The sequence below is a fragment of the Pseudomonas sp. ES3-33 genome, from assembly GCF_000952175.1.
GTDB classification, from domain to species: domain Bacteria; phylum Pseudomonadota; class Gammaproteobacteria; order Pseudomonadales; family Pseudomonadaceae; genus Aquipseudomonas; species Aquipseudomonas gregormendelii.
The window spans coordinates 1-26,583 of record NZ_JZRI01000103.1; the positions used below are offsets into that span (position 1 = coordinate 1).

General features: G+C 61.5%; 29 protein-coding genes, 1 pseudogene and 1 riboswitch. Of the genes and pseudogenes, 23 read left to right on the forward strand and 7 right to left on the reverse strand.

Annotated elements, in window-relative coordinates:
• Window positions 1-79 precede the first annotated feature (79 nt).
• The 3 genes from UB23_RS17415 (at window position 80) to htpG (ending at window position 2,991) form a co-directional block, all read left to right on the forward strand.
• A complete protein-coding gene (locus UB23_RS17415) occupies window positions 80-556 on the forward strand; it encodes a PaaI family thioesterase (protein WP_045060546.1) in 477 nt (158 codons plus the stop codon).
• The gene (locus UB23_RS17420) at window positions 553-1,005 is read left to right on the forward strand and encodes a PaaI family thioesterase (RefSeq protein WP_045060547.1); all 453 of its coding nucleotides are present in this window, start codon (window positions 553-555) and stop codon (window positions 1,003-1,005) included. Before UB23_RS17415 ends, UB23_RS17420 begins: the two co-directional genes overlap by 4 nt.
• An 81-nt stretch (window positions 1,006-1,086) precedes the next feature.
• The gene (gene htpG, locus UB23_RS17425; protein ID WP_045060594.1) at window positions 1,087-2,991 is read left to right on the forward strand and encodes a molecular chaperone HtpG; all 1,905 of its coding nucleotides are present in this window, start codon (window positions 1,087-1,089) and stop codon (window positions 2,989-2,991) included.
• Between the two features lie 108 nt (window positions 2,992-3,099).
• On the opposite strand, the gene UB23_RS17430 is transcribed toward htpG, so the two are convergent.
• On the reverse strand, window positions 3,100-3,960 hold the full coding sequence (locus UB23_RS17430) for a pirin family protein (protein WP_045060548.1): 861 nt from the start codon (window positions 3,958-3,960) through the stop codon (window positions 3,100-3,102).
• Window positions 3,961-4,021: 61 nt separating this feature from the next.
• Window positions 4,022-4,438: an OsmC family protein gene (locus UB23_RS17435; protein WP_045060549.1), complete on the reverse strand. Its 417-nt coding sequence runs from the start codon at window positions 4,436-4,438 to the stop codon at window positions 4,022-4,024.
• Window positions 4,439-4,591: 153 nt separating this feature from the next.
• On the opposite strand from UB23_RS17435, the gene UB23_RS17440 reads away from it, so the two are divergent.
• Entirely contained in the window at window positions 4,592-5,596 is a 1,005-nt protein-coding gene (locus UB23_RS17440) for an amidohydrolase family protein (RefSeq protein ID WP_045060550.1), read from the forward strand.
• Here UB23_RS17440 and UB23_RS30310 read toward each other — a convergent pair.
• From UB23_RS30310 to purM, 4 genes and pseudogenes are all read right to left on the reverse strand, one after another.
• Window positions 5,592-5,669 (reverse strand): annotated as a pseudogene (locus tag UB23_RS30310) (outer membrane lipoprotein carrier protein LolA); the annotation flags it as partial. The gene UB23_RS17440 and the pseudogene UB23_RS30310 overlap by 5 nt on opposite strands.
• 131 nt (window positions 5,670-5,800) lie before the next feature.
• A complete protein-coding gene (locus tag UB23_RS17445; RefSeq protein ID WP_045060551.1) occupies window positions 5,801-6,514 on the reverse strand; it encodes a DUF3108 domain-containing protein in 714 nt (237 codons plus the stop codon).
• An 8-nt stretch (window positions 6,515-6,522) separates the two neighbouring features.
• A complete protein-coding gene (gene purN / locus UB23_RS17450) occupies window positions 6,523-7,173 on the reverse strand; it encodes a phosphoribosylglycinamide formyltransferase (protein WP_045060552.1) in 651 nt (216 codons plus the stop codon).
• Window positions 7,174-7,184: 11 nt separating this feature from the next.
• Entirely contained in the window at window positions 7,185-8,243 is a 1,059-nt protein-coding gene (purM, locus tag UB23_RS17455) for a phosphoribosylformylglycinamidine cyclo-ligase (RefSeq protein ID WP_045060553.1), read from the reverse strand.
• A 382-nt stretch (window positions 8,244-8,625) separates the two neighbouring features.
• Between purM and UB23_RS17460 the strand changes: the two genes are divergently transcribed.
• The 5 genes from UB23_RS17460 to UB23_RS17480 all read left to right on the forward strand — a co-directional run bounded on the left by UB23_RS17460 (window position 8,626) and on the right by UB23_RS17480 (window position 13,291).
• Entirely contained in the window at window positions 8,626-9,687 is a 1,062-nt protein-coding gene (locus tag UB23_RS17460; protein ID WP_045060554.1) for a DUF2066 domain-containing protein, read from the forward strand.
• A 34-nt stretch (window positions 9,688-9,721) separates the two neighbouring features.
• Entirely contained in the window at window positions 9,722-10,795 is a 1,074-nt protein-coding gene (locus UB23_RS17465; protein WP_045060555.1) for an AI-2E family transporter, read from the forward strand.
• A 228-nt stretch (window positions 10,796-11,023) separates the two neighbouring features.
• On the forward strand, window positions 11,024-11,728 hold the full coding sequence (gene hda, locus UB23_RS17470; RefSeq protein ID WP_045060556.1) for a DnaA regulatory inactivator Hda: 705 nt from the start codon (window positions 11,024-11,026) through the stop codon (window positions 11,726-11,728).
• Window positions 11,729-11,941: 213 nt separating this feature from the next.
• Window positions 11,942-12,583, forward strand: coding sequence for a C40 family peptidase (locus UB23_RS17475; protein ID WP_045060557.1), 642 nt, complete (start codon window positions 11,942-11,944; stop codon window positions 12,581-12,583).
• 165 nt (window positions 12,584-12,748) lie between these two features.
• The gene (locus UB23_RS17480) at window positions 12,749-13,291 is read left to right on the forward strand and encodes a C40 family peptidase (RefSeq protein WP_045060558.1); all 543 of its coding nucleotides are present in this window, start codon (window positions 12,749-12,751) and stop codon (window positions 13,289-13,291) included.
• Between the two features lie 40 nt (window positions 13,292-13,331).
• Here UB23_RS17480 and UB23_RS17485 read toward each other — a convergent pair whose 3' ends face one another.
• Window positions 13,332-14,645, reverse strand: a complete 1,314-nt coding sequence (locus UB23_RS17485; protein ID WP_045060559.1) for a PQQ-dependent sugar dehydrogenase — start codon at window positions 14,643-14,645, stop codon at window positions 13,332-13,334.
• Window positions 14,646-14,774: 129 nt separating this feature from the next.
• Window positions 14,775-15,009, forward strand: a riboswitch (cobalamin riboswitch).
• An 81-nt stretch (window positions 15,010-15,090) separates the two neighbouring features.
• Here UB23_RS17485 and cobO point away from each other — a divergent pair.
• The 14 genes from cobO to UB23_RS17550 all read left to right on the forward strand — a co-directional run bounded on the left by cobO (window position 15,091) and on the right by UB23_RS17550 (window position 26,508).
• Window positions 15,091-15,702, forward strand: coding sequence for a cob(I)yrinic acid a,c-diamide adenosyltransferase (cobO, locus tag UB23_RS17490; protein ID WP_045060560.1), 612 nt, complete (start codon window positions 15,091-15,093; stop codon window positions 15,700-15,702).
• Window positions 15,699-17,027: a cobyrinate a,c-diamide synthase gene (locus tag UB23_RS17495; protein WP_045060561.1), complete on the forward strand. Its 1,329-nt coding sequence runs from the start codon at window positions 15,699-15,701 to the stop codon at window positions 17,025-17,027. The genes cobO and UB23_RS17495 overlap by 4 nt, the downstream gene beginning before the upstream one ends.
• Window positions 17,024-17,674, forward strand: coding sequence for a 5,6-dimethylbenzimidazole synthase (gene bluB / locus UB23_RS17500; protein WP_045060562.1), 651 nt, complete (start codon window positions 17,024-17,026; stop codon window positions 17,672-17,674). Before UB23_RS17495 ends, bluB begins: the two co-directional genes overlap by 4 nt.
• The gene (gene cbiB / locus UB23_RS17505) at window positions 17,671-18,579 is read left to right on the forward strand and encodes an adenosylcobinamide-phosphate synthase CbiB (protein ID WP_045060563.1); all 909 of its coding nucleotides are present in this window, start codon (window positions 17,671-17,673) and stop codon (window positions 18,577-18,579) included. The genes bluB and cbiB overlap by 4 nt, the downstream gene beginning before the upstream one ends.
• A complete protein-coding gene (cobD, locus tag UB23_RS17510; protein WP_045060564.1) occupies window positions 18,572-19,564 on the forward strand; it encodes a threonine-phosphate decarboxylase CobD in 993 nt (330 codons plus the stop codon). Before cbiB ends, cobD begins: the two co-directional genes overlap by 8 nt.
• On the forward strand, window positions 19,561-21,012 hold the full coding sequence (locus UB23_RS17515) for a cobyric acid synthase (protein ID WP_045060565.1): 1,452 nt from the start codon (window positions 19,561-19,563) through the stop codon (window positions 21,010-21,012). The genes cobD and UB23_RS17515 overlap by 4 nt, the downstream gene beginning before the upstream one ends.
• A gap of 39 nt (window positions 21,013-21,051) precedes the next feature.
• The gene (gene cobU / locus UB23_RS17520) at window positions 21,052-21,573 is read left to right on the forward strand and encodes a bifunctional adenosylcobinamide kinase/adenosylcobinamide-phosphate guanylyltransferase (RefSeq protein ID WP_045060566.1); all 522 of its coding nucleotides are present in this window, start codon (window positions 21,052-21,054) and stop codon (window positions 21,571-21,573) included.
• On the forward strand, window positions 21,570-22,625 hold the full coding sequence (gene cobT / locus UB23_RS17525) for a nicotinate-nucleotide--dimethylbenzimidazole phosphoribosyltransferase (protein ID WP_045060567.1): 1,056 nt from the start codon (window positions 21,570-21,572) through the stop codon (window positions 22,623-22,625). Before cobU ends, cobT begins: the two co-directional genes overlap by 4 nt.
• The gene (gene cobC, locus UB23_RS17530; RefSeq protein WP_045060568.1) at window positions 22,622-23,197 is read left to right on the forward strand and encodes an alpha-ribazole phosphatase family protein; all 576 of its coding nucleotides are present in this window, start codon (window positions 22,622-22,624) and stop codon (window positions 23,195-23,197) included. The genes cobT and cobC overlap by 4 nt, the downstream gene beginning before the upstream one ends.
• A 2-nt stretch (window positions 23,198-23,199) precedes the next feature.
• Complete coding sequence (locus UB23_RS17535; RefSeq protein WP_045060569.1) at window positions 23,200-23,931, forward strand: adenosylcobinamide-GDP ribazoletransferase; 732 nt, start codon at window positions 23,200-23,202, stop codon at window positions 23,929-23,931.
• Between the two features lie 157 nt (window positions 23,932-24,088).
• Window positions 24,089-24,493 (forward strand): MarR family winged helix-turn-helix transcriptional regulator, encoded by a 405-nt coding sequence (locus UB23_RS17540; protein ID WP_045060570.1) that lies wholly within the window; start codon window positions 24,089-24,091, stop codon window positions 24,491-24,493.
• A 52-nt stretch (window positions 24,494-24,545) separates the two neighbouring features.
• Window positions 24,546-25,754, forward strand: coding sequence for an MFS transporter (locus tag UB23_RS17545; protein WP_045060571.1), 1,209 nt, complete (start codon window positions 24,546-24,548; stop codon window positions 25,752-25,754).
• Window positions 25,751-25,873, forward strand: a complete 123-nt coding sequence (locus UB23_RS30525) for a hypothetical protein (protein WP_269082904.1) — start codon at window positions 25,751-25,753, stop codon at window positions 25,871-25,873. The genes UB23_RS17545 and UB23_RS30525 overlap by 4 nt, the downstream gene beginning before the upstream one ends.
• Window positions 25,874-25,956: 83 nt before the next feature.
• Window positions 25,957-26,508 (forward strand): glutathione peroxidase, encoded by a 552-nt coding sequence (locus UB23_RS17550; RefSeq protein ID WP_045060572.1) that lies wholly within the window; start codon window positions 25,957-25,959, stop codon window positions 26,506-26,508.
• Window positions 26,509-26,583 lie beyond the last annotated feature (75 nt).

Sequence of the window (26,583 nt, forward strand, 5' to 3'; positions counted from 1 at the left end):
ATATATAAGAATATTCTTACAGGAACTTTTGGCGACAGTGCTTGATGCGATTCTTTAACATTTGGAAGGATTTTGATAAATGGCTGAAAACCCCGTTTTTGAGCGCGCGACGCGGTTTCTTTCGGCGTTGAGACACTGTCACGTACTTGGGCTGAGCGTCCACAGCGCTAGCCAGGAGGGGCTCACCGTCATCCTGCCCTATAGCGCCCAAATCGTTGGCAATCCGCAGACCGGCGTCATCCATGGCGGTGCCCTGACCACGCTGATGGACACCGCTTGCGGCATGTCCACCCTCTGTGTCCTGCCCGAATTCGAAGTCTGTCCCACACTCGACCTGCGCATCGACTACATGCACGCGGCTGAACCGCATAAGGACGTGTACGGTTTCGCGCAATGCTACCGCGTGACCACCGACGTGATCTTCGCCCGCGGTTTCGCTTACCAGGACGATCCCGGGCAACCCATAGCCCATGTGGTGGGCACCTTCATGCGCATGGGCAAGGTGATCAAGGGCAGCAAAGGCACAGGCGCCGCTGTGGCTGGAGGTGCAAAATGAATGACGCCTTCAAGACGCAACTGCAGCAGGCTCATGAGCAGGGCGACTATGCCTCGCTGTTGCACCTGATTCCCTACGCCAAGCTGATCGGTGTCGAATGCTCGCGAGTGGGGGATGAGTTGCTGTTTCGCTTGCCGGCGAACAAGGACAACATTGGTAACCCTTTATTGCCGGCGATCCATGGGGGAGTGATTGCCGGGTTCATGGAGTTGTCTGCAGCGCTGCACCTGCTGGTGTTTACCGGTTCGCCGGGCGTGCCGAAGATCATCGACTTTTCCCTGGATTACCTGCGGGCCGGGCAGTTTCGTGATACCTGGGCCAGATGCCAGGTGTGCCGCCAGGGGCGGCGTGTTGCCAACGTGGCCATTACCGCCTGGCAAAGCACCCAACATGAACCGATTGCCACGGCGCGAGCGCATTTCAAAATCGATGAGCCCTTGAAATCCTGATCCATGCCCCCAACTCTGATGACAACCCGCCGCCGACCCTGAAGGTCGCGGCCACTGCCATCTGATTGGAGTTTGATGACCATGAGTGTGGAAACTCAAAAGGAAACCCTGGGCTTCCAGACCGAGGTGAAGCAGCTGCTGCACCTCATGATCCATTCGCTGTATTCCAACAAGGAAATCTTCCTTCGCGAATTGATCTCGAACGCCTCTGACGCTGTCGACAAATTACGTTTCGAAGCCCTGGCCAAGCCCGAGCTGCTGGAAGGTGGCGCGGAACTTAAAATCCGCGTGAGCTTCGATAAAGACGCCAAAACCGTCACCCTCGAAGACAACGGCATCGGCATGAATCGCGAAGACGCGATCACCCACCTGGGCACCATCGCCAAGTCCGGCACTGCCGACTTCATGAAACACCTGTCGGGCGACCAGAAGAAAGACTCGCACCTGATCGGTCAGTTCGGCGTCGGTTTCTACTCTGCATTCATCGTCGCCGACAAAGTCGACGTGTACAGCCGTCGTGCCGGCGATGCTGCCAGCGAAGGCGTGCACTGGTCGTCCAAGGGCGAAGGCGACTTCGAAGTGGCGACTATCGAGAAAGCCGAGCGCGGCACCCGCATCGTGCTGCACCTGAAATCCGGTGAAGACGAATTCGCTGATGGCTGGCGCCTGCGCAACATCGTCAAGAAGTACTCCGATCACATTGCCTTGCCGATCGAACTGCCAAAAGAAGTCACGGCAGCAGAAGGCGAAGAACAGCCGGCCGTTGAATGGGAAACCGTCAACCGCGCCAGTGCCCTGTGGACCCGCCCGCGCAATGACGTGAAGGAAGAGGAATACCAGGAGTTCTACAAGCACATCGCCCACGATTTCGAAAACCCGCTGAGCTGGAGCCACAACAAGGTCGAAGGCAAGCTGGAATACAGCTCGCTGCTCTACGTACCGGCCCGTGCCCCGTTTGACCTGTACCAGCGCGAAGCGCCGAAAGGCCTGAAGCTTTACGTGCAGCGCGTGTTCGTCATGGATCAGGCCGAATCGTTCCTGCCGCTGTACCTGCGTTTCATCAAAGGCGTGGTCGATTCCAATGACCTGTCGCTGAACGTGTCGCGGGAAATCCTGCAGAAAGACCCGATCATCGACTCGATGAAATCGGCGCTGACCAAGCGCGTCCTCGACATGCTGGAAAAACTGGCGAAGAACGAGCCTGAGCAATACAAAGGCTTCTGGAAGAACTTCGGTCAGGTCATGAAAGAAGGCCCGGCAGAAGATTTCGCCAACAAGGAAAAAATCGCCGGCCTGCTGCGTTTCGCCTCCACCCAGGGCGAAGAAGGCGAGCAGGTCGTGTCGCTGGCCGAATACCTGGCTCGCGCCAAGGAAGGTCAGGACAAGATCTATTACCTGACCGGCGAGACCTATGCCCAGGTCAAGAACAGCCCGCACCTGGAAGTCTTCCGCAAGAAAGGCATCGAAGTGCTGCTGCTGACTGACCGTATCGACGAGTGGCTGATGAGCTACCTCAGCGATTTCGACGGCAAGACCTTTGTTGACGTGGCACGCGGTGACCTGGACCTGGGCAACCTGGACTCGGAGGAGGACAAGAAAGCCGCTGAAGAAGTTGCCAAGTCCAAAGAAGGGCTGGTTGAGCGTCTGAAAACTGCGCTGGGCGATTCCGTTGCCGAAGTGCGGGTTTCCCACCGCCTGACCGACTCGCCGGCGATCCTGGCCATCGGCGAACAGGACCTGGGCCTGCAGATGCGCCAGATCCTTGAAGCCAGTGGGCAGAAGGTGCCGGATTCGAAGCCGATTTTCGAATTCAACCCGGCTCACCCGTTGATCGAGAAACTCGACAGCGAGCAGAGCGACGAGCGCTTCGGCGACCTGTCGCATATCCTGTTCGATCAGGCGGCCCTGGCGGCCGGCGACAGCTTGAAGGACCCGGCGGCGTATGTGCGTCGTCTCAACAAGCTGTTGGTTGAATTGTCGGTTTAACCGAGCTGCAATAAAAAACCCGCTTCGGCGGGTTTTTTTATATCGAGTTTTCTGCTTTCCCTGCAAGAACCGGCTTGCTGGATGACGGAGGCATTTACAAAGCAGCTCTCAAGGCAACTCAATACGCTCACTTTCCCCCGGCACTGTCGGCCAATCCCCAGCCGCCCAGCGCCGTCGCGCTTCATCGATCGCTGCCGAGTCACTCGCGACAAAATTCCAGTTGATGCGTCGCGGACCGTCCAGTGGCGCGCCACCAAACAACACTGCATGACAGTCGCTCTCGGCGAACAGGGTCATCTGTTCCCCGGCCGGCAGCACCACCAGCGAATGCGCTTCAACCGGCTCGCCGTTGAGCTGTGCCTCGCCATCGAGTACATAGAGCGCCCGCTCTTCATGTTCGGTGGGAATCAGCAGGGTGGTGGCCGTTTGCAGGTGCAGTTCCGCGTACAACGTAGGAGAAAGCACCGGCACCGGCGATTCCAGGCAAAAGCCTGAGCCGGCAATCATGCGGATCTGTACCCCAAGGTTGTCACTCACCGGCAAGGTGGCCGCTGGATGGTGGCTGTAATGTCCCGGCCCCTGTTCATGCGCCTTCGGAGAGGCGAGCCAGACCTGCAAGCCATGCATCGTGAAGCCGCTTTCCGTCAAGGCGGCGGGCGTACGCTCCACATGGGCAATGGCGCTGCCCGCGGTCATCCAGCTGACATCACCTGCCGCGACGATCTGATCGGAGCCAATGCTGTCCTTGTGCTGCAGCTGTCCCTGAAACAGGTAGGTGAGGGTGGAAAGGCCGATATGCGGATGCTGGCGGATATTCATGCCCGTTCCTGCGGCATAACGGGTTTCGAGCATGTGGTCAAAAAAAACGAAGGGCCCGACGCTGCGGCACTTGGCCGACGGCAACGGGCGAAGAATCGGCTGGCCCGCGACATCTTCGATGCGAGGGCGGATCACGAGCGGAGAGTTCATGGTGCATTCCAGGCTGAGCGGGTGACGCCAAGAGCATAACCCGCCTGCGCAACCCCTGCCGCTATTGGCTGAATGCACCCTCGGCCAGATGGGTTTCGATGCTGACGTCGGTGGTGGTCATCAGCTTGTGGATAGGGCAGCGATCGGCCACGCGGTGCAGTTCTTCGCGCTGGGCGTCGGTGAGTACGCCCTTGAGCGTCAGCTTGACGTGCAAGGCATATTTACCTTTCTGCTCTTCACTGTTGTCGCGCTTGACCTCGACTGTTACGCCGGTCAGCGGGATGTCTTTCTTTTTGGCGTACATCTTCAGGGTCAGGGCCTTGCAGGCGCCCAGGGCTGCATCGAAATAGTCATGCGGCTCCGGCGCGGTGCCTTCACCCCCTGAACTGGTTGGCACATCGGCAAAGAGTTCATGGTCGTCGATGTGTACGCTGTGGCGAAAACCTTCGGCGGAGACGGTATTGACGGTAACTGTCATGGTGCACCTCGCAGGCAGTAGGAAAAATCGTTCAATGAAAACGGACCGTGAAGTTATAGAGCATTCTGATGAATGAGCGTTCCACTTTCCTATCCGGTGAACCCTGATGCTCCCACGAGGGTCTACGCTGTTCCTGACCGCTGGAGATAGCCCTTGCATCCGTTCCGACTCAGCCTTGCCTGCCTGCTGGCGCTATCAAGCGCGGCGGCCAATGCGCGCGAATATGCCTACAGCGATGCCCATCTGCATTACGTGGATTTTTTCCAGGAAACGGCGGGCATGCCCAAGCTGCTCAAGGCGATGGCTGACAATCGCATCGAGCATGTGATGATCTCCGGTATTCCGGTCGCGAAGAAATGGCATGAAGATGAGCCCAAGCGACCTCGTTACTACGCAGGTGATGATGCGGATGCGTACTGGTACAGCGCAACCGACGTCATAGTGGCGGCGGCAGTGAGCAAGTTGACGCCCGAACAGCGTCAACGTTTTCACCCGTTCCTGTCGGGCTTCAATCCCAACGACAAAAACTCAGCGGCGCATATCCAGCGCATGCTCGACCTCTATCCAGGCTTGTGGCAGGGCATCGGCGAGGTCTTCACCCGGCATGACGACGTCACCGCCTTGACCTCCGGTGACACCCCCCGGGCCAATAACGAGGCCATGACGCGGATTTATCACCTGGCTGCGGAAAATGATCTACCGGTGATGGTGCATTCCAACATCACCTCCAAGCGCGAGAAAAATCCGCTCTACCTCGCGGAAATCGAAGAGCCGTTGCGCAACCATCCGCACACCCGATTCATCTGGGCCCATGCCGGTACCAGTGCGGAAATTCACCGGCACCAGGTCCAGCTGGATTTCCTGCTGCCGACCCTGACTCGCATGCTGGAGGCCTATCCCAATTTATTCATCGATCTGTCCTGGAGCCTGCTGACCCCGTATCTGCTGGATGAGCAGGGCAAGCCGCGCCAGGAGTGGCTGGCACTGGTGGAGCGCTTTCCGGAGCGTTTCATGGTCGGTTCGGACGTGGTGGGCCGCTTCAACAAGCTCGGCAAGGAAATGCGCAGCTTCGATCCGTTTCTGGATGCGTTGCCCGAGGACGTTGCCAAAAAGGTCGCCCGCGACAATTTCCTCGCAATCCTGCCACGCCCCTTGTAGGAGCGAGCTTGCTCGCGAAAAACCTGAGGGCGCCGCGGGGTGTCAGGTGCCCAGTGTCATCGTTAACCACCATCGCGAGCGAGCTCGCTCCTAGAGTTGCATTGCAGGCGCCTGCTCGCGCAAAGCCTGGGGGCGCTGCAGGGTGTCAGGCGTCGAGGCGAAAAAAAGCCCCGCGATTGCGGGGCTTTTTTTGTCAACTGCGGATCAGCTGCCTTTGACAGCCTTGCCGTTCACCGTACCGTCCAGGAGCATGATGTTGTACTCCTTGCCGTCGGTTTCAACCTGTTGCAGGCGGACCAGCAGGTAATCCCAATCCTTGGCAAACCACAGCACGGTAATGCGCTTGCTCTGAGTTGGATCGCGCACGCGCTCGACCTTGATCGCGTCGATCTGGCCAGCCTTGGTGTCGACTTTTTCCGAACCCAGCACGCGGAAGTCATAAGTATCGACTTCACCATCATCGACCACCTGATAGCTCATGCTTTTCTTGCCGGCCGCCACGTCATGCTGCAGCGCGAGCTGATACGTGGACTTGTCGACCATGCCGCGGTTCAACGGCAGCTTGACCGGGTCACCGCGATCGGTGCCGGTCACCATTTTGGTGGTCCAGTCGAAATCCAGGTCGGCTTTCTTGGCTTTACCCAGACCACCACGTTCGAAGTGATACGACTGCGGCAGCAGGGTATCCTTGTCCAGTGTCAGGGTGCTTTCTTCGGACAGGCTGGCGATCATCATCGAAGCCTCGAAGCTGAGCTTCCAGACGCCATTGGCTTCCTTGGTCAGGCTGCGCGATGCCGTGCCGCTCATGGGCAACTGTTTCCAGTCGGCAGTGTAGCTGGCGGAGAAAGGTTGAAGTTCTGCAGCCTGTGCCAGGGGCAGGGCGAGCAGAGCGCAAGCGAAGAGCAGGGCGCGACGCATAATATCTCCTAGGTTCGAATCAAGTGGCCGCTGGCGGCGAGTAACTGTCCGTCCAGTAAAGCACCTTGCTCATCCAGTGATAAGCGACCTTCGGCAAACCAGCGTACGGCCATCGGGTAGATCAGGTGTTCCTGGGTGTGGACTCGCTGCGCCAGACTCTGCGGCGAATCATGCAACTCTACCGGTATTACTGCCTGTACGACCAGTGGTCCGCCATCGAGTTCCTCGGTGACGAAGTGTACGGAGCAGCCGTGTTCAGTGTCGCCGGCTTCCAGCGCGCGCTGATGAGTGTGTAACCCTTTGTATTTGGGTAGCAGCGAGGGATGGATATTGAGCAGACGACCCGCATAGTGACGCACGAAATCAGCGCTGAGAATGCGCATGAATCCGGCCAGCACCACGAGTTTGGGGTTGAAGGCGTCGATCAGTTCGATCAGCGCGGCATCGAAGGCCTCGCGGCCATCGAAAGCCTTGTGATCCAGGGAGCGGGTGTCGATACCCGCGTCCCTGGCGCGTTGCAGGCCAAAGGCGTCGGCGCGGTTGGAAATCACCGCAGCGATGCGGACCGGGCTGTCGCCGGTCCGCGTGCTGTCGATCAAGGCCTGCAAGTTACTGCCGGTGCCGGAAAGCAGCACCACGACATCACAGGTGGCGGACATCCGCTCTTGCATCAGTGGGCCTTAAGGTTATTCAGTACGACCTGAGCCGCGCCTTCGGCAGCGGTGGAGATCTGACCTATGACCCAAGGCTGTTCGCCAGCTTCGCGCAGGACGTTCAAGGCGCTTTCAACGTGCTCTTGAGCTACGCAGATCACCATGCCAACGCCGCAGTTCAGCACGCGGTGCATTTCGTTTTCGTCGACGTTGCCTTGCTCTTGCAGCCAGTCGAACACGGCAGGGCGAGTCCAGCTTGCAACGTCAACCACCGCCTGGGCGCCTTTTGGCAAAACGCGCGGGATGTTGTCCAGCAGGCCGCCACCCGTGATGTGGGCCATGGCTTTTACGGCGCCGGTGTCCTTGATCAGCTTGAGCAGTGGCTTGACGTAGATGCGGGTCGGGGCCATCAGCAGGTCGGTCAGCGGCTTGCCGTCGAGCTGGATGTTTTCGATGTCGGCACCGGACACTTCGATGATCTTGCGGATCAGCGAGTAGCCGTTGGAGTGCGGGCCCGAAGACGGCAGGGCGAGCAAGGCATCGCCGGCAGCGACTTTCGAACCGTCGATGATTTCGGATTTTTCCACGACACCGACGCAGAAGCCGGCCAGGTCGTAGTCTTCGCCTTCGTACATGCCAGGCATTTCAGCGGTTTCGCCGCCGACCAGGGAGCAGCCCGACAGTTCGCAGCCAGCGCCAATGCCGGTGACAACCTGGGTAGCGGTCTCGACGTTCAACTTGCCGGTGGCATAGTAGTCGAGGAAGAACAGTGGCTCGGCGCCGCAGACCACCAGGTCGTTCACGCACATGGCTACCAGGTCGATGCCGATGCTGTCGTGTTTGTTCAGGTTCAGTGCCAGGCGCAGCTTGGTGCCCACGCCGTCGGTGCCGGAAACCAGAACAGGCTGCTTGTAGCCGGCCGGGATTTCGCAGAGGGCGCCGAAACCGCCCAGGCCGCCCATGACTTCCGGGCGCGCAGTGCGCTTGGCGACGCTCTTGATGCGTTCGACCAATGCTTCACCGGCGTCGATGTCTACACCGGCGTCCTTGTAGCTCAGGGAGGGTTGCTTGCTCATGATCCAGGCCTTTAGGGGGGATTCAGGGGTAACGACCGAGTCCAGCGGGACCGCAGGAACAGACGAGGGCGGGTGCCGTGCGCGAATTCCAGGGTGCCCGGCTGTTGCCGGTCTGCGAAGGCGCGCGATTTTATCAGGCTTGAAGGGCAGCGGCCATCCTCACGCCGACGGCAGGGGCATATCGGCCGAAAAAAAACCGTCACAGGCCGTATTGGTCGTCTGGCTCATGGCTGTATAAGGTAGCGCCATTAACCGTCTATCGTTATGACAGTGCAAAAACTTGCCCGGGCCGGGTGAATGTTTTGCCGAAGGGTGTGGTCACAGCCATGCTCGTCCGGTTCACGCGGCCTGTTCCAGCCGCTCCAATAGTCAGGAATCTTTCATGGGTTTTTTTCCGAAATGTTTGTTTGTGGGCTGTTTGTCTCTCTTCAGCCTGGCCGGCCATGCCGAGACGGTTAAAAGTCTGTATCAGGTGCGTCAACCTGTGAGTGGCCAGTCGCCGGAGATTCGCGACCAGGCGACCCAGGAAGCACTGGATACGCTGGTACTGCGCCTGACCGGCGATCCCAAGGCCGCACAGAATCCCGCCTTGGCCGCCATCCGCAAGGACCCGCAGCAGATCATCAGCCAGTACGGCTTCGAAGCGGGACCGCCGCAAGTGCTGAAAGTCGATTTTGACCCTGCGACCACCGAGCAGGCGCTGCGTCGCGCCGGTTTGTCCCTGTGGGGTGCCAATCGCCCGTCGATCCTGAGCTGGTGGTTGAACGACGCCACTGAGGGTTCGAGCCTGGTCGGTGATGGCCAGGCCAGCGCGACGCCGCTGCGTCGCGCGGCCCAGCATCGAGGGCTGCCATTGCGCTTGCCGCTGGCGGACCTGAGCGAACAACTGGTGGCGACCGGACCGACCCTGGAAGGCGGTGACGCGGCGCCACTGCGCAGCGCCTCGGAGCGTTACAACGCCGATGCCCTGCTCGCCGTGCATGCCAAGGAGGAGGGCGGCCAGTGGCAGGCAACCTGGAATTTGTGGATGGGCGACAAGAAAGAAGCAGGCAGCGTGCAGGGTGCCGATCAGGCCGCTGTCGCGGATGCCGTCATGCTCGCGGTCAGTGAGCGACTGGCGCCGCGTTTTGTGGTCAAGCCAGGCGCTTCTGGCGAGCAGTTACTTGAGGTCCAGGGCATGAACCTGGAGCGCTATGCCGCCCTCGGGCGGTTGCTGGAACCCTTCGGCATGCGCCTGCAGAGCGTCAATGGCGACCGGATTCTCTACCGGGTTCGCGGCAGTGCCGAACAGTTGAAGGCGCAGCTGTCCCTGGCGAAGTTGCAGGAGTTGCCAGCCGGGGAGGCACCTGCACCGGTGCCGCCGGTTCAGCCTGCAGCCGATGGTGCGGCGCCTGCCGTAGCGCCAGCCCCGGCCCCGGTTCCGCAGTTACGTTTTCGCTGGTAGTTTTTCTTTCCTTATATAGAAGCAGGAGTGGTTCATGGCCGATACGCGGCGTTGGTTCTGGTTGGGTGGAGTCGTCCTGCTCTGCGCGCTTGTCTGGTTGTTGCATCCGATCCTGACGCCGTTCCTGGTGGCGTTGCTGTTGGCCTATCTGTTCGATCCCCTGGTGGACAGGCTGGAGAAGGCCGGGCTGTCACGCACTTGGGGTGTGATCGCGGTGTTTGCGCTGTTCACCTTGATCGTCACCACGCTGGTGCTGGTGCTGGTGCCGATGCTGGCCAAGCAAATGCTGCGTCTCTATGAGCTGGCCCCGCAGATGCTCGATTGGCTGCAGCACACGGCACTGCCATGGGCTCAGTCGAAATTCGGCTTGTCGGACGGCTTCTGGAAGTTCGACAAGCTGAAGGCGGCAATCAGCGAGCACATGGGGCAGACGACTGACATCGTCGGTGTGGTGCTGAGCCAGGCAACGGCTTCCAGCCTGGCGGTGATCGGCTGGCTGGCGAACCTGGTGTTGATTCCGGTCGTGAGTTTCTACCTGCTGCGGGACTGGGACCTGATGATGGCCAAGATCCGCAGCCTGCTGCCGCGCGATAGCGAAGAGCGCGTGGTCAGCCTGGCGGGCGAATGCCACGAAGTGCTGGGCGCGTTTGTGCGCGGGCAATTGCTGGTGATGGTGGCGCTGGGCGTCATCTATGCAGCGGGCCTGATGCTCATCGGGCTTGAGCTTGGGCTGTTGATCGGCTTAATCGCTGGCCTCGCGGCCATCGTGCCATACATGGGGTTCGTGATCGGTATCGGTGCTGCGCTGATCGCCGGGCTGTTCCAGTTCGGTGGCGATTTGTACCCCATGATCGGCATCGTTGCCGTGTTCATGGTGGGGCAGGCGCTGGAGGGCATGGTGCTCACGCCATTGCTGGTGGGTGACCGCATCGGCCTGCACCCGGTCGCCGTGATATTTGCCATTCTGGCCGGGGGCGAGCTGTTCGGATTCACCGGCATCCTGCTGGCCTTGCCAGTGGCGGCGGTGATCATGGTGCTGGTGCGCCACATGCATGATTTGTATAAGGATTCGGACATCTACAATGGCGAGGATGAGCCCGAGCTGTAGCGGGCGGCATTGAGGCCTGACTGCCGCCCGGTCCCGTACCGGGCGGTGTGTTTCACGCTTGCTGCAGGCGCCCACACCGTCAGAGAATCTGTCACCAAACCGGCAAGCTAACGCAAACCTTTGATTTTGCTTGTGGTCTGTCGCATTGTGCGGTCAGCCTCACGGGTATAAACTTCGCAAACTTTACACAGAGGCCACTAACGGTTCCGTCGGAACTGTTCAGTCAGCATGAAACCGATTCAGCTGCCCCTAGGTGTGCGTCTGCGTGATGACGCTACCTTTATCAATTATTACCCAGGCGCCAATGCCGCTGCACTCGGCTATGTCGAGCGACTCTGCGAAGCCGACGCCGGGTGGACGGAAAGCCTGATTTACCTGTGGGGCAAGGACGGCGTGGGGCGCACGCACCTGCTGCAGGCCGCCTGTCTGCGCTTCGAACAGATGGGCGAGCCAGCGGTGTATCTGCCACTGGCCGAGCTGCTGGATCGCGGCATCGAAATTCTCGACAACCTCGAACAATACGAACTGGTCTGCCTCGATGATCTGCAGGCGGTGGCCGGGCGCGCGGATTGGGAAGAGGCGCTGTTCCATCTGTTCAATCGCCTGCGCGACAGTGGTCGGCGTCTGTTGATAGCCGCATCGACTTCGCCCCGGGAACTGCCGGTGAAGCTGGCGGACCTCAAGTCACGCTTGACCCTGGCCCTGATATTCCAGATGCGTCCGCTGTCCGACGAAGACAAATTGCGCGCTTTGCAATTGCGCGCTTCCCGTCGCGGCCTGCACCTGACCGATGAAGTAGGGCACTTCATCCTGACCCGCGGCACGCGCAGCATGAGTGCCCTGTTCGAATTGCTGGAGCAGCTCGATCAGGCGTCCTTGCAAGCACAGCGCAAGCTCACCATTCCGTTTCTGAAAGAAACCCTGGGCTGGTAAAACCCAGGCCCTGCAGGCTTTTTGCTGGTTCTCAGGCGCGAGAATATCCGCTTTCCTGCTGGGTGCAGGCCGCGCGAGTGTCTAAATAGGGCATTAGCGCTTAGATGAAATCGCGAAACCGAAAAGTCACATAAAGTTCGATTGAATTTGCAAATGAGGATGATAGCGGGCATAGTCTCGGCTTCTTTACAACTATCAGCCACGGTCGTGCCCATGCTAAATCGCTTCGCACCCCTCGTGCCTCTCGCACTCGTCACCCTGTTGTTCGGCTGCGCCGCTCACTCTCCAGTCTCCGAGCCAGCGCCCCAGCAACCGGTTAAATCTTCCGTTACCGCCCAATCCTCTTCCGTTCGTTATCTGGAAACTCCATTCCAGGAAGAGTCGACTATCGATAAACAACTCGCCAGCTTCGCTGATGGCAAGTCGTACCAGCTGCCGGTTCTGGCAGACAGCATCCTTGAACGCGGCATGTCCCTGATCGGTACCCGTTACCGTTTTGGTGGTACTTCTGAAGCCGGTTTCGACTGCAGCGGTTTCATCGGCTACCTGTTCCGTGAAGAGGCCGGCATGAACCTGCCGCGCTCGACTCGGGAGATGATCAACGTGGATGCCCCGCTGGTTTCTCGCAGCAACCTCAAGCCGGGTGACCTGCTGTTCTTCGCGACCAATGGGCGTCGCGGTCGCGTCAGCCATGCCGGCATCTACCTGGGTGATGACCAGTTCATCCACTCCAGCAGCCGCCGTAGCGGTGGCGTCCGGGTCGATAGCCTGGGTGACAGCTACTGGAGCAAGACCTTCATTGAGGCCAAGCGAGCACTCGCGATGGCACCGACCATCGTCACTGCTCGCAAGTAAACCTACAGTTTGTAAGGTGAACTTAAAGTCTTACTTGAAGTTTGCTGTATAGCGTCTAGAATCCTGATCTATTATTGATGGCTGACCGCCTGCGCACTGCGCCGGCGGTTTTCTTTTCTGCCCTTCCGGTGGAAACAGCCGCAGCCAGATCAGGGTGTTCTGTATATGAAGACGTCGGCCCGCCTTGTACTCATGATCGCCGCAGCGCTGCTCAGCGCCTGCGCCAGCCGCACTCCGCCGCCCGCTCCGGCACCGGTGATTCGCGCCCCCCTGGTTTTTGGTCCTGCCCAACCCTTTTCCCCTGAAGCCGAAGACGTGTTGTTTCTCGCCCTGGGTCTGGTGGGTACGCCTTACCGCTGGGGCGGCAATACGCCAGACGCCGGTTTTGATTGCAGTGGGCTGATCGGCTATGTGTACCGCGATGTCGCCGGTATCACGCTGCCGCGCACGACCCGCGAGATGATCGGGATGCAGGCGGCCAGTGTGGGCAAGGAAGGGTTGCAGACGGGCGACCTGATTTTCTTCGCCACCAATGGCGGTTCACAGGTCAGTCATGCCGGAATTTATGTCGGCGAAGGGCGCTTTGTGCATGCGCCTGCCACGGGTGGGACGGTCAAGCTGGACAGCCTGTCCAAGGCCTATTGGCAAAAAGCGTATCTGAGTGCCAAGCGCGTGTTGCAGCCGGAACATCTGGCACGCAATCCGTAGGAGCCGGCAAGCCGGCCCCTACAGGTTTCGGCGTGCAGCGTTACTGAGTAGCCGACACCCGCCACACCTTGTTCCCTACATCATCCGCCACCAGCAAATCCCCCTGCTGATCGATCACCACACCCACCGGCCGGCCCATGGCTTTTTCCTCGTCGTTGAGGAAACCGCTGAGCACATCGATCGGTTGCCCGGTCGGTTTGCCGGCGTTGAACGGCACGAAGATCACTTTGTAGCCGCTGTGGGGTTTGCGGTTCCACGAACCGTGCTGGCCAATGAAAACGCCTTCCTTGAACTGCGCTGGTAAGGTATTGCCTTCGGCGAAGGTCAGGCCCAGGGAGGCGGTATGCGGGCCGACCGCGTAATCAGGGGCAATGGCCTTGGCGACCAGGTCCGGATTCTGGGGCTCGACGCGCACATCGACGTGCTGGCCGTAGTAGCTGTAAGGCCAGCCGTAAAACGCCCCGTCCTTGACCGACGTGATGTAGTCCGGCACCAGGTCGCTGCCGATTTCGTCACGTTCGTTGACAGCGGTCCATAGGGCACCGGTCTGGGGTTCCCAGGCCATGCCGTTCGGGTTGCGCAGGCCGGAGGCGAAGATGCGGTGATTGCCGGTGGCACGATCCACTTCCCAGATAGCTGCGCGGCCTTCTTCCTGGTCCATGCCGTTTTCCGCGACGTTGCTGTTCGATCCTACCGTGACGTACAGCTTGCTGCCGTCCTTGCTGGCAATGACGTTTTTGGTCCAGTGGTGATTCAGCGTACCGCCCGGCAGGTCGACCACCTTGATCGGCTGAGACTTGATCGTCGTATCGCCGCTTTCATAGTTGAAGCGCAGCAACCGATCGGTGTCCGCGACATACAAGTCGTTGCCCACCAGGGTCATGCCAAACGGCGAGTTGAGATTCTCCAGAAACACCGTGCGGGTCTCGGCGACGCCGTCATGGTCCTTGTCCCGCAGCAGCGTGATGCGGTTCGGGCTGGGCACGCCCGCACCGGCGCGGCCCATGACTTTTTTCATGACCCAGCCCTTGATGCCTTTGCCGTCCTCGGGTTTGGGCGGGGCGTTGGTTTCAGCCACCAGCACATCACCGTTGGGCAGCACATACAGCCAGCGCGGGTGGTCGAGGCCTTCGGCGAAAGCGGCCACCTGGGTGCCGGCGGCAGCGGTCGGCTTGGTACCGTCGGGCCAGCCGATGGCCGGGGCGATGTTCACCGTCGGTATCAGGGTCTTGTTCGGTTCCGGCAATTTGGGTGACGGACCGGTGCCGTCAGAGACTTGCAGGCTGGAGGTTTCACCGCAAGCGGCGAGTCCTCCGGCGAGGGCGATGACGAAAACGAGCTGGGACTTGCGCATGCTGACCTTCCCTATGAATGCATTGACCTGTTTAGTAGAGAAGCGCAAATGCGCGATGGTTCAACGGGGGTAAATCAATTCAGCACCGCAGGCCGGACTTTAATTGACGCTCCACCCCCAACCCTCTAACCTTCGCGGCTTGTTTCAGGTGCCCTGTGACGTCGTCGACAGGGTGAAACAGGGAAGCCGGTGAGTGGTCGCTTTCGAGCAAAGACTGATCATGATCCCGGCGCTGCCCCCGCAACGGTAAATGAGTGAAGACTGCGCCTTGTGCCACTGTGTCGAGCAATCGAGATGGGAAGGCGCGCAGTCAGGCTATCAGCCGCTCATGAGCCCGGAGACCGGCCTGATCCATCCAGCGGCATCACGGTGGGCGATGCCAGGCTTCTTGCCGTCTATTCTTGTGCCTGCCCGCCGTTATCCAGCCCCAACGGAGAGCTTCCCCATGACTGATACCCCCGATCGTGACGAACGTCACCTGGCGCGCATGTTGCGCAAAAAAGCCGTGATCGACGAACGCATCGCCAACTCGCCGAATGAATGCGGCTTGCTGCTGGTGCTCACCGGCAATGGCAAGGGCAAAAGCAGCTCGGCATTCGGCATGCTCGCGCGATCCATGGGCCATGGCATGCAGTGCGGTGTGGTGCAGTTCATCAAGGGCCGCAACAGCACCGGCGAAGAGTTGTTCTTCCGACGCTTCCCGGAGCAGGTGCGGTTTCATGTGATGGGCGAAGGCTTCACCTGGGAAACCCAGGATCGCCAGCGCGATATCGCCGCCGCCGAAGCGGCGTGGGCAGTGTCCCGTGAACTGCTGCGTGACCCCTCGATCGGCCTGGTGGTACTGGATGAATTGAACATCGCGCTCAAGCACGGTTATCTCGATCTCGATCAGGTGCTCAGTGACTTGCAGGCTCGTCCGCCCATGCAGCACGTGGTGGTGACCGGTCGCGGTGCCAAGCCGGAGATGATTGAACTGGCCGACACCGTGACCGAGATGGGCGTGGTCAAGCACGCGTTCCAGGCCGGGATCAAGGCGCAAAAAGGCGTCGAATTGTGAGTCAGCCTCGCTGTTGCCCGGCGGTATTGATTGCAGCGCCGGCTTCCGGTCAGGGCAAGACCACCGTGACCGCTGCGCTGGCCAGGTTGCATCGCAACCAGGGACGCAAGGTGCGCGTGTTCAAGTGCGGCCCGGACTTTCTCGACCCGATGATCCTTGAGCGCGCCAGCGGTGCGCCGGTCTATCAACTGGACATGTGGATGGTCGGCGAGCAGGACAGTCGACGCCTCTTGTGGGAGGCCGCTGGCGAGGCGGACCTGATCCTGATCGAAGGGGTCATGGGGCTGTTCGACGGCACGCCTTCCAGTGCCGACCTTGCGCGGCATTTTGGCGTGCCGGTGCTGGCGGTGATCGACGGCACCGCCATGGCGCAGACCTTTGGCGCCCTGGCTCTGGGGCTGGCGCGCTATCAGGCGGATTTGCCGTTTGCCGGGGTGCTGGCCAATCGCGTGGGCACCTTGCGCCATGCGCAGTTGCTTGAAGGAAGCCTGACTGAGGGGTTGCGCTGGTATGGCGCGTTGTCCCGGGAGACCGGGATCGAGCTGCCCAGTCGTCACCTCGGCCTGGTGCAGGCCAGCGAATTGAACGACCTCGACCTGCGTCTGGATGCCGCGGCGAACGCCTTGGCCAGCAGTTGCGAGGTAGCGTTGCCCCCGGCGGTGGAATTTGCCGCGCCTGATCTGGTTGTTGCCGAACCCTTGCTCGCGGGCGTACGTATCGCCGTGGCCCGTGATGAGGCCTTCGCATTTACCTACGGTGCGAGCCTGGACCTGTTGCGGGCGATGGGCGCCGAGTTGCGGTTTTTCTCGCCTATTCGTGATGCCAGTTTGCCCGAGGCGGACAGCCTTTACCTGCCAGGCGGTTACCCGGAATTGCACCATGCGGCGTTGGCAGGCAATACCTCGATGCTGGCGGCGATCCGCGCGCACCATGGCGCGGGCAAACCGTTGCTGGCCGAGTGCGGCGGGATGCTTTATCTGCTCGATTCGTTGACCGACGTCGACGGCACGCGTGCCGAACTGGTGGGGTTGCTGGCCGGAGATGCGGTCATGCAAAAGCGCCTGGCTGCATTGGCCTTGCAGGTGGTGGAACTGCCTGAGGGCGCGTTACGTGGGCATACCTACCATCACTCGCTGACCAGCACCGAGCTGGCACCGATTGCCCGTGGGCTGAGCCCGAATGGCGGACGTGGGGCGGAGGCGGTTTATCGTCAGGGGCGGATGACGGCTTCTTATGTGCACTTTTATTTTCCGTCGAATCCGGTGGCGGTGGCTGCACTGTTTTTGCCTGACCGGGAGGGCGCCTTGCTCGCGAAAAGGCCATGACCGACGCCACATTCAGTCAGGCCGAACGCGACGCGGTCTACCGTGCCATCGCCGAACGCCGCGACATGCGCCACTTCAGCGGTGGCACTGTCGAGCCCGAGCTGCTGCGGCGCCTGCTCGAAGCCGCGCACCAGGCCCCCAGTGTCGGCCTGATGCAGCCTTGGCGGTTCCTGCGCATCAGCGATCGCACTGTGCGCGCTCAAATCCAGGGCCTGGTGGAAGAAGAGCGGATCCGTACCGCCGAAGCCCTGGGCGAGCGCACTGACGAATTCATGAAGCTCAAAGTCGAAGGCATCAACGACTGCGCCGAAGTGCTGGTCGCCGCGCTGATGGATGATCGCGAACGCCACATCTTCGGCCGGCGCACCTTGCCGGAAATGGACATCGCCTCGTTGTCCTGCGCCATCCAGAACCTGTGGCTGGCGTCCCGTGCCGAAGGGCTGGGCATGGGCTGGGTTTCGCTATTCGAGCCGCAAGCCCTGGCCGATCTGCTGGGCATGCCGCCGGGAGCAAAACCGATGGCGGTGTTGTGCCTGGGGCCGGTGCAGGAATTTTATCCGGCGCCGATGCTGGTCCTCGAAGGCTGGGCGCAGTCGCGGCCGCTGGGTGAATTGCTGTATGAAAATGTCTGGGGAGAGAGTCAATGAGTGTGGCGTTGTTGACCGTCGCTGCCGTGGGGCTGGATGCGCTGCTGGGCGAGCCCAGGCGCTGGCATCCGCTGGTGGCGTTCGGGCGCTTTGCCGATCGCATCGAGCAGCGCTTCAACAGTGGTGGTAGAGGCTGGCGCAGCCATGGCGTGACGGCCTGGGTACTCGCCGTAGTGCCGCTGACCTTACTGGCGACCGCGTTGTCCTGGGCGCCATTGGTGGGTTGGATCGTCGAGATCCTGGCACTTTATTGCGCACTGGGCATGCGCAGCCTTGGCGAGCACGTCGAGCCGGTGGCCAGGGCCCTGCGCAGCGATGACCTGGATGAAGCGCGCACTCGCGTCGGTTACCTGGTCAGCCGCCAGACCAGCGAGCTGGATAAAACCGAAGTCGCCCGCGCGGCCACCGAATCCGTTCTGGAGAACGGTAGCGACGCGGTATTTGCCGCCCTGTTCTGGTTTGTCGTCGCTGGCGCGCCGGGGGTGGTGCTCTACCGCTTGAGCAACACTTTGGATGCCATGTGGGGTTATCGCAACGAACGCTTCGAGCGGTTTGGCTGGGCGGCGGCGAAAATCGACGACGTCCTCAACTACATTCCTGCGCGGCTGGTGGCGTTGACTTACGCCTTGCTGGGCAAAACCCGACTGGCACTCAAATGCTGGCGGACCCAGGGGCCGACCTGGGACAGCCCCAATGCCGGTCCGGTCATGGCCGCAGGTGCCGGCGCGCTGGGCGTGGAGCTGGGCGGGGCGGCGATTTACCACGGTGAGCTGCACCAGCGCCCGCCGTTGGGTGAGGGCGTACCGGCGGACGCGGATTCCATCGACCGTGGCTGGCAATTGGTCCAGCGCGGGGTATGGTTGTGGTTGTTGATTATCTGCGTGGGGGCGGAGTTTTATGCTTGAACACGGCGGGCGCTTACGTAAGGCGGCAATCGACTACGGTATCGCCGAAGCCGACTGGCTCGACCTGTCCACTGGCCTGGCGCCTTGGCCGTTTCCCATCCCGCAGATCCCGCTGAGAGCGTGGGCGCGGCTGCCGGAAAGCGATGACGGCCTGGAGCAGGCTGCCTGCGATTATTACGGTGCTGCCCAGGTGCTGCCAGTGGCCGGTTCGCAAATGGCAATCCAGCTGCTGCCGCGTTTGCGCCGGGCCGGCAAGGTCGGCGTGCTGTCACCCTGTTACGCCGAGCACGCCGAAGCCTGGCGCCGCAGCGGCTACATCGTGCGCGAAGTGCTGGAGCAGGAAGTGGATTTTTTTATCGACAACCTGGACGTGCTGGTGGTGGTTAATCCGAACAACCCCACGGGCCTTGGCCTGTCCCCCAAGCGCCTGCTCGACTGGCATTCGCGACTGGCCCAGCGCGGCGGCTGGCTGGTGGTGGACGAGGCCTTCATGGACAACACGCCGCAATTGAGCGTGGCTGCTTATACCCATCAGGTCGGCTTGATCGTCTTGCGATCGTTCGGCAAATTCTTTGGCCTGGCGGGCGTGCGGCTGGGGTTTGTACTGGCCGAGCGCAAATTCCTTAAATTGCTCGCCGAGCAAGTCGGGCCCTGGGCGGTCAGTGGGCCGACCCGCATCCTCGGCCAGGCCTGTCTGCTGGATACCCAAGGGCAAATCGGGCAACGTTTGCGCACCCAGGCCGCCAGCAAACGCCTGGCGCTGCTGCTCGAGCAATACGGCTTCGTACCACAGGGCGGCTGCGCGCTGTTCCAGTGGCTGATCACCGAGCGCGCCGAAGCACTGTATGAGTTCATGGCGCGGCGCGGCATCCTGTTGCGCCTGTTCACCCACAACAGCAGCCTGCGTTTTGGCCTGCCCGCCGAGGAAGCAGACTGGGCACGCCTGGTGTCAGCCCTTGAAGCCTTCGTCGAGGAAGCACAATGACTACTTTGATGGTGCAGGGCACGACGTCCGACGCCGGCAAGAGCACGCTGGTGACCGCGCTGTGTCGTTGGGTGGTGCGCCAGGGCGTGAGCGTGGTGCCGTTCAAGCCGCAGAACATGGCGCTGAACAGTGCGGTCACGGCCGACGGGGGCGAGATCGGTCGTGCGCAGGCGGTGCAGGCCCAGGCCGCGAATCTCGAGCCGCACACCGACATGAATCCGGTGCTGCTCAAGCCCAACAGCGACACGGGCGCCCAGGTGATCATCCATGGGCGGGCGGTGACGAGCATGAACGCGGTCGCCTATCACGACTACAAGGCCATTGCGATGCAGGCGGTGCTCGCTTCGCATCAACGCTTGAGCGCAGCCTATCCGGTGGTGATGGTGGAAGGCGCCGGTTCGCCTGCGGAAATCAATCTGCGCGCCGGCGACATCGCCAACATGGGCTTCGCCGAGGCTGTCGATTGTCCGGTGGTGTTGATTGCAGACATCAACCGCGGCGGGGTTTTTGCGCACCTGGTGGGCACCCTGGAGTTGCTGTCCGCCAGTGAGCAGGCGCGCGTCAAAGGCTTCATCATTAACCGTTTTCGCGGTGACATCGCCTTGTTGCAACCTGGCCTGGACTGGCTGGAAGCGCGCACTGGCAAACCGGTGATCGGTGTACTGCCGTACGTGATGGACCTGCACCTGGAAGCCGAGGATGGCATCGATCAACGCCAGACCGACAAGGCGGACCAGGTGCTCAAGGTGGTGGTGCCGGTCTTGCCGCGCATCAGCAACCACACAGATTTCGATCCGCTGCGCCTGCACCCGCAGGTGGACTTGCAGTTCATCGGCCCCGGCCAGGCCATTCCCCCCGCCGACCTGATCATCCTGCCCGGCTCGAAAAGCGTGCGCAGTGATCTTGCCTACCTGCGCGCCAATGGCTGGGACACGGCGATTGCCCGTCACCTGCGTTATGGCGGCAAGCTGCTGGGAATCTGCGGCGGCCTGCAGATGCTCGGTGCGCAGGTGCATGATCCGCTGGGTCTGGAAGGAACGCCCGGTTCCAGCGCAGGGCTGGGCCTGCTGGCCTTTGAAACCCGGCTGGAACAGGAGAAGCAACTGCGCAATGTGCGTGGTCGCCTGGCACTGGAAGATGCGCCGGTCAGCGGCTACGAAATCCATGCGGGCGTGACTACCGGCCCTGCGCTGGAGAATTCGGCAGTGCTGCTGGACGATGGCCGCTGTGATGGAGCACAGAGCGCCGACGGGCAGATTTTCGGCACATACCTGCATGGTTTGTTCGAGTCGCCGGCGGCCTGCAGTGCACTGCTGCGCTGGGCCGGTTTGCAGGATGTGCAGGAGGTGGACTATCACGGCCTGCGAGAGCGGGATATCGAGCGGTTGGCGGATCTGGTGGAGAAGCACCTGGATACCGGGCTGTTGCGTGAACTGTGTGGTATCTGAGTGCCCTATCGCCCCACCGAAGATTTCAAGGAACCCACCATGTTGCAATTAATCCTCGGCGGCGCCCGCTCCGGCAAAAGCCGCCTGGCCGAACGGCTCGCCACTGACAGTGAGCTGGCTGTCACCTACATTGCCACCAGCCAACCGCTGGACGGCGAAATGAACCAGCGGGTGGCCCACCATCGTGCGCGGCGGCCAGCCGAATGGGCATTGATCGAAGAACCGTTGGAACTGGCCCGCGTACTGCGCGAAAACGCCAGCGCCGATCGCTGCCTGCTGGTGGATTGCCTGACCCTGTGGCTCACCAATCTGCTGATGCTGGACAACGCCGAACGCCTGTCGGTCGAACGCGACGCTTTACTCGACTGCCTGGCGACCTTGCCGGGTGAAATCATTTTCGTCAGCAACGAGACCGGCATGGGCGTGGTACCGCTGGGCGAGTTGACCCGGCGCTACGTCGATGAGGCCGGCTGGCTGCATCAGGCGCTGGCCGAGCGCTGCCAGCGAGTCGTCCTCACCGTGGCCGGCCTGCCCCTGACTCTCAAAGGAACCGCGTTATGACCCAAGCCTGGTGGCTCAACCCGTGCAAACCCATAGATAGTCACGCCGTCGAACAGGCTGAGGCCCGCCAACAGCAGCTCACCAAGCCCGCGGGTTCGCTGGGTCGGCTCGAGTCTGTGGCGGTGCAACTGGCCGGGTTGCAGGGTCAACTGAAGCCGACGCTTGATCAAGTGTGGATCGGCATTTTTGCTGGCGACCATGGCGTCGTTGCCGAAGGCGTCTCTGCGTATCCCCAGGAAGTGACCGGGCAGATGCTGCACAACTTCGTCAGCGGCGGCGCGGCAATCAGCGTGCTGGCACGGCAACTGGGCGCGGCACTGGAAGTGGTCGATCTGGGTACCGTCAACCCGGGCCTCGACCTCAAAGGCGTGCGGCACCTGAACATCGGCCCGGGCACGGCGAATTTCGCCGTGACTGCGGCGATGACTGCAGCGCAGGGTGCGCTGGCTTTGCAGGCGGGTCGCGACAGCGTGCACCGCGCCATAGCTGGCGGCGCCCAGCTGTTTATCGGTGGTGAAATGGGCATTGGCAACACCACCGCCGCCAGCGCCCTGGCCTGTGCATTGCTCGATTGCCCGGTAGTGCAAATGACCGGGCCTGGCACCGGACTGAACGCCGCAGGCGTCAGCCATAAGGCCCAGGTCATCGAGCGCGCGCTGGCACTGCACAGTGCCCAGCGTGGCGATCCGTTGCCGACGCTGTACAACCTCGGCGGTTTCGAGATTGCCGCACTGGTGGGCGCCTATCTCGCCTGTGCCCAGGAAGGGGTAGCGGTGCTGGTGGACGGCTTTATCTGCAGCGTTGCCGCGCTGGTGGCCGTGCGGCTGAATCCGGCGTGCCGTCAATGGCTGTTGTTTGGGCATTGTGGCGCCGAGCCGGGGCATCGGCACGTGCTCGAGACGCTCGACGCCGAACCCTTGCTGGCGCTGGGCCTGCGCCTGGGCGAAGGCAGTGGTGCCGCGCTGGCCGTGCCCTTGCTGCGCCTGGCCTGTGACCTTCACGGGCAGATGGCGACCTTTGCCGAAGCCGCCGTTGCGGACCGCCCGGCATGACCCTGCGCCTGGACTTGTTGCGCCACGGCGAAACCGAACTGGGCGGCGGCCTGCGCGGCAGCATCGATGACGCGCTCACCGACGCCGGTTGGGCACAGATGCGTGCCGCGGTGGCGGATCAGGGGCCTTGGGATCGCCTGGTCAGCTCACCCTTGCAGCGCTGTGCGCGGTTTGCAGAGGAACTCGGCGCGCAACTGGGCGTGCCGGTGCATCAGGACAAGGCTCTGCAGGAGCTGCATTTCGGCGCCTGGGAAGGGCAGAGCGCTGCGGCGCTGATGGAAACCGACGCCGAGGGCCTGGGCTTGTTCTGGGCCGATCCGTATTCGTTCACCCCGCCTCAGGGCGAGCCGGTCGAGGATTTCTCCGCGCGGGTGCTGGGCGCCGTCGAGCGCTTGCACGCCACTTATGCGGGGGAGCGGGTCTTGCTGGTCAGTCACGGCGGAGTGATGCGCCTGTTGCTGGCGCGGGCCCGAGGGTTGCCCCGTGAGCAACTGCTGAATGTCGAAGTTGGCCACGGTACGATGTTTGCGTTGGCCGTTGAATCCGCTGGACTGTTGCGGGAAGCGAACTGAGCATGCTGCCATTCTGGATCGCCCTGCAATTCCTCAGCAGCCTGCCGGTACGCCTCCCGGGCATGCCGACACCTCTGGAGCTCGGGCGCTCACTGCTGTTTTATCCGCTGGTGGGGTTGCTGTTTGGCGTAATTTTGTGGGGGCTGAACGGCCTCCTCAATGGCAGCCCTTTAGTGCTGCACGCTGCACTGGTGCTGACGGCCTGGGTGCTGTTGAGCGGCGGCTTGCACCTCGATGGCCTGGCCGACAGCGCTGATGCGTGGCTTGGCGGGTTTGGCGACCGTGAACGCACCCTGACCATCATGAAGGACCCGCGCAGCGGACCCATCGCAGTGGTTACGCTGGTGCTGGTAATGCTGCTTAAATTTGCCGCGTTGCTGGCGTTGATCGAGCAGCAACATGGGGTTTATTTGCTGGTAGTCCCGCTGATTGGGCGCGCTGCCTTGCTGGGGCTGTTTCTGACCACGCCTTATGTGCGTGCCGGCGGGCTGGGGCAGGCGCTGGCTGATCATCTGCCGCGCTCGGCGGGCAAGCTGGTGCTGGCACTCAGTGCGTTGGCCTGTGTGTTGCTGGCGGAGCTCAATGGCGTTTCTGCGCTGGTCATGGCGGGGTTGGCGTTTGCCTGGCTGCGGCAGTTGATGCTGCGGCGATTGGGCGGTACCACCGGGGACACGGCGGGGGCGCTGCTGGAGTTGCTGGAGGTTGGGGTGTTGGTTGGGTTGGTGTTGGTCTGATTAGACATGATTACCTGTGGGCGCAAAGCTTGCTCTCGATCGCGTGCTACCAGGCGACATGACCACTGAATGTCACATCGCCAGCGCGAGCACGCTTTGCTCCTGCAGTTACTGTAGAAAACTTGATTAATCTCACTCGCGGGTATATACACGCATCATGCTCGACTCCCAATGTTTATGCATCAACCTGCGTCGCGCCGCTCGTGGCGTCAGCAGGCATTACGACGGCGCTCTCGATGGCTTCGGAATCAACGTTGCCCAGTATTCTTTGCTGTGCAACCTGCAACGCCTGGACCAGCCGAGTATTTCCACCCTGGCCGAGGCCATGGGGCTGGATCGCAGCACGTTGGGGCGCAACCTGCGGGTACTGGAAGGGGAAGGGCTGGTGATGCTGGTCGAGGGCGAGGACATGCGCAATCGCATCGTCAAACTCACCGACGCTGGCGCCGAACGCCTGGCGGCGGCCTTGCCAGCCTGGGAGGCTGCGCAACAGCGGCTGGTTGATCGCCTGGGCGCGGAAAAACGCGAAACCTTGCTCAAACTGCTGGACGAACTGGCTTGAAGCCGGCGCGTTCGAATATAAGCGGGTATATACCCGCTATCGGAGAATAATAATGACATCGATGTGGCGTACGTGCGGTTGGGTGTTGCTGGGCAGTGCGCTGATTCTTGCGTTGTCGCTGGGCGTTCGCCATGGCTTTGGCCTGTTCCTGGCGCCGATGAGTGCCGAGTTTGGCTGGGGCCGCCAAACCTTTGCCTTTGCCATCGCTCTGCAGAATCTGATCTGGGGCCTGGCGCAACCCTTCACCGGCGCCCTGGCGGATCGTTTTGGCGCGGCCAAGGTCGTGTTGATCGGCGGGGTGCTATACGCCGCTGGCCTGGTGTGCATGGGCCTTTCCGATTCGGCGGTGACCTTGTCCCTGAGTGCCGGCCTGCTGATCGGGATCGGATTGTCAGGCACGTCGTTCTCGGTGATTCTCGGGGTGGTGGGGCGCGCGGTACCACCGGAAAAACGCAGCATGGGCATGGGCATCGCCAGTGCGGCCGGCTCGTTTGGCCAATTCGCCATGCTGCCCGGCACCCTGGGGCTGATCGGTTGGCTGGGCTGGTCTGCAGCCTTGCTGGTGCTGGGCTTGCTGGTGGCATTGATCGTCCCCTTGGTCGGCATGCTCAAGGACAAACCCCTGCCGTCCCTCGGTCATGAGCAAACGCTGGGTGAAGCGCTGCACGAAGCCTGCTCCCATTCGGGGTTCTGGCTGCTGGCGTTCGGCTTTTTCGTCTGCGGTTTCCAGGTGGTATTCATCGGCGTGCACCTGCCGGCCTACCTGGTGGATCAGCACCTGCCGGCAACGGTCGGCACCACGGTGCTGGCGCTGATCGGCCTGTTCAACATCTTCGGCACCTACACGGCTGGCTGGCTCGGCGGGCGCATGTCCAAGCCGCGCCTGTTGACCGGCTTATACCTGCTGCGCGCGGTGGTCATCGGGTTGTTCCTGTGGGCGCCCGTCACCACCACCACCGCGTACCTGTTCGGCATGGCGATGGGCTTCCTGTGGCTGTCCACGGTGCCATTGACCAACGGCACCGTCGCCACCTTGTTTGGCGTGCGAAACCTGTCCATGCTCGGGGGCATTGTTTTCCTGTTTCACCAGTTGGGCTCGTTCCTGGGCGGCTGGCTGGGCGGGGTGGTGTATGACCGGACCGGGAGCTATGACTTGATCTGGCAAGTGGCGATTCTTCTCAGCCTGTTGGCGGCGGCCCTTAACTGGCCGGTGCGCGAGCGGCCCGTGGCGCGGTTGCAGACGCAGTTGAGTGCATCATGAGTCGTATCTGGCCGCGTGTTGCCCTGGCGGCTGCTGGCGCCTTGCTGCTGGCCCTGGTGTGGTGGGGCTGGCACCAGGGCGGGCTGGCATTGATGCAGTTGGGCATGGGCGTTTGTTAGAGCTGTTTGCCTGACTGGTGCTTGCTAGAAAGAGGTGCGCGCGAGTAACTTTGCTCTGACGACCTTCTCAAGGATGCACGGATATGTTGACGCGCTGGTTAGCCGTTCCCGCGTTACTGATTGCGTTTTCTGGACTGGCCCAGCCAGCCGAATGCCCGGAACTGCTACAGGGCTCGCTACCGAAGTTGCGCGCCAAGGAATCGATCGATTTGTGCCAGCGCTTTGCTGGCAAGCCGCTGGTGGTGGTCAATACCGCCAGCTTCTGTGGGTTCGCCCCGCAGTTCAAGAGCCTTGAAGCGCTCAATCAGCGCTACAAGGCTCAGGGACTGGAGGTGATCGGCGTGCCCTCCAACGACTTCAAGCAGGAGTCCAAGGACGACGCCGAGACCGCCAAGGTCTGCTACGTCAATTACGGTGTGACGTTCACCATGACCGAGCCGCAGAAAGTGCGCGGTGACGACGCGACTCACCTGTTCAAGGTGCTTGCCGAACAGACTGGCGCGCCCAAATGGAATTTCTACAAATACGTGGTTGATCGCCAGGGCAAGGTGATTGCCAATTTCTCCAGCCTGACCAAGCCGGATGACCCTGAATTCATCGCTGCTGTCGAGAAGGCCATCGCCTCGCAACCCTGATTGACGCCCATTAAAAAGCCCCGCTTCTGTCGCACAGAGCGGGGCTTTTTTGATTCAGGCGCTCAAGGCGTCTTT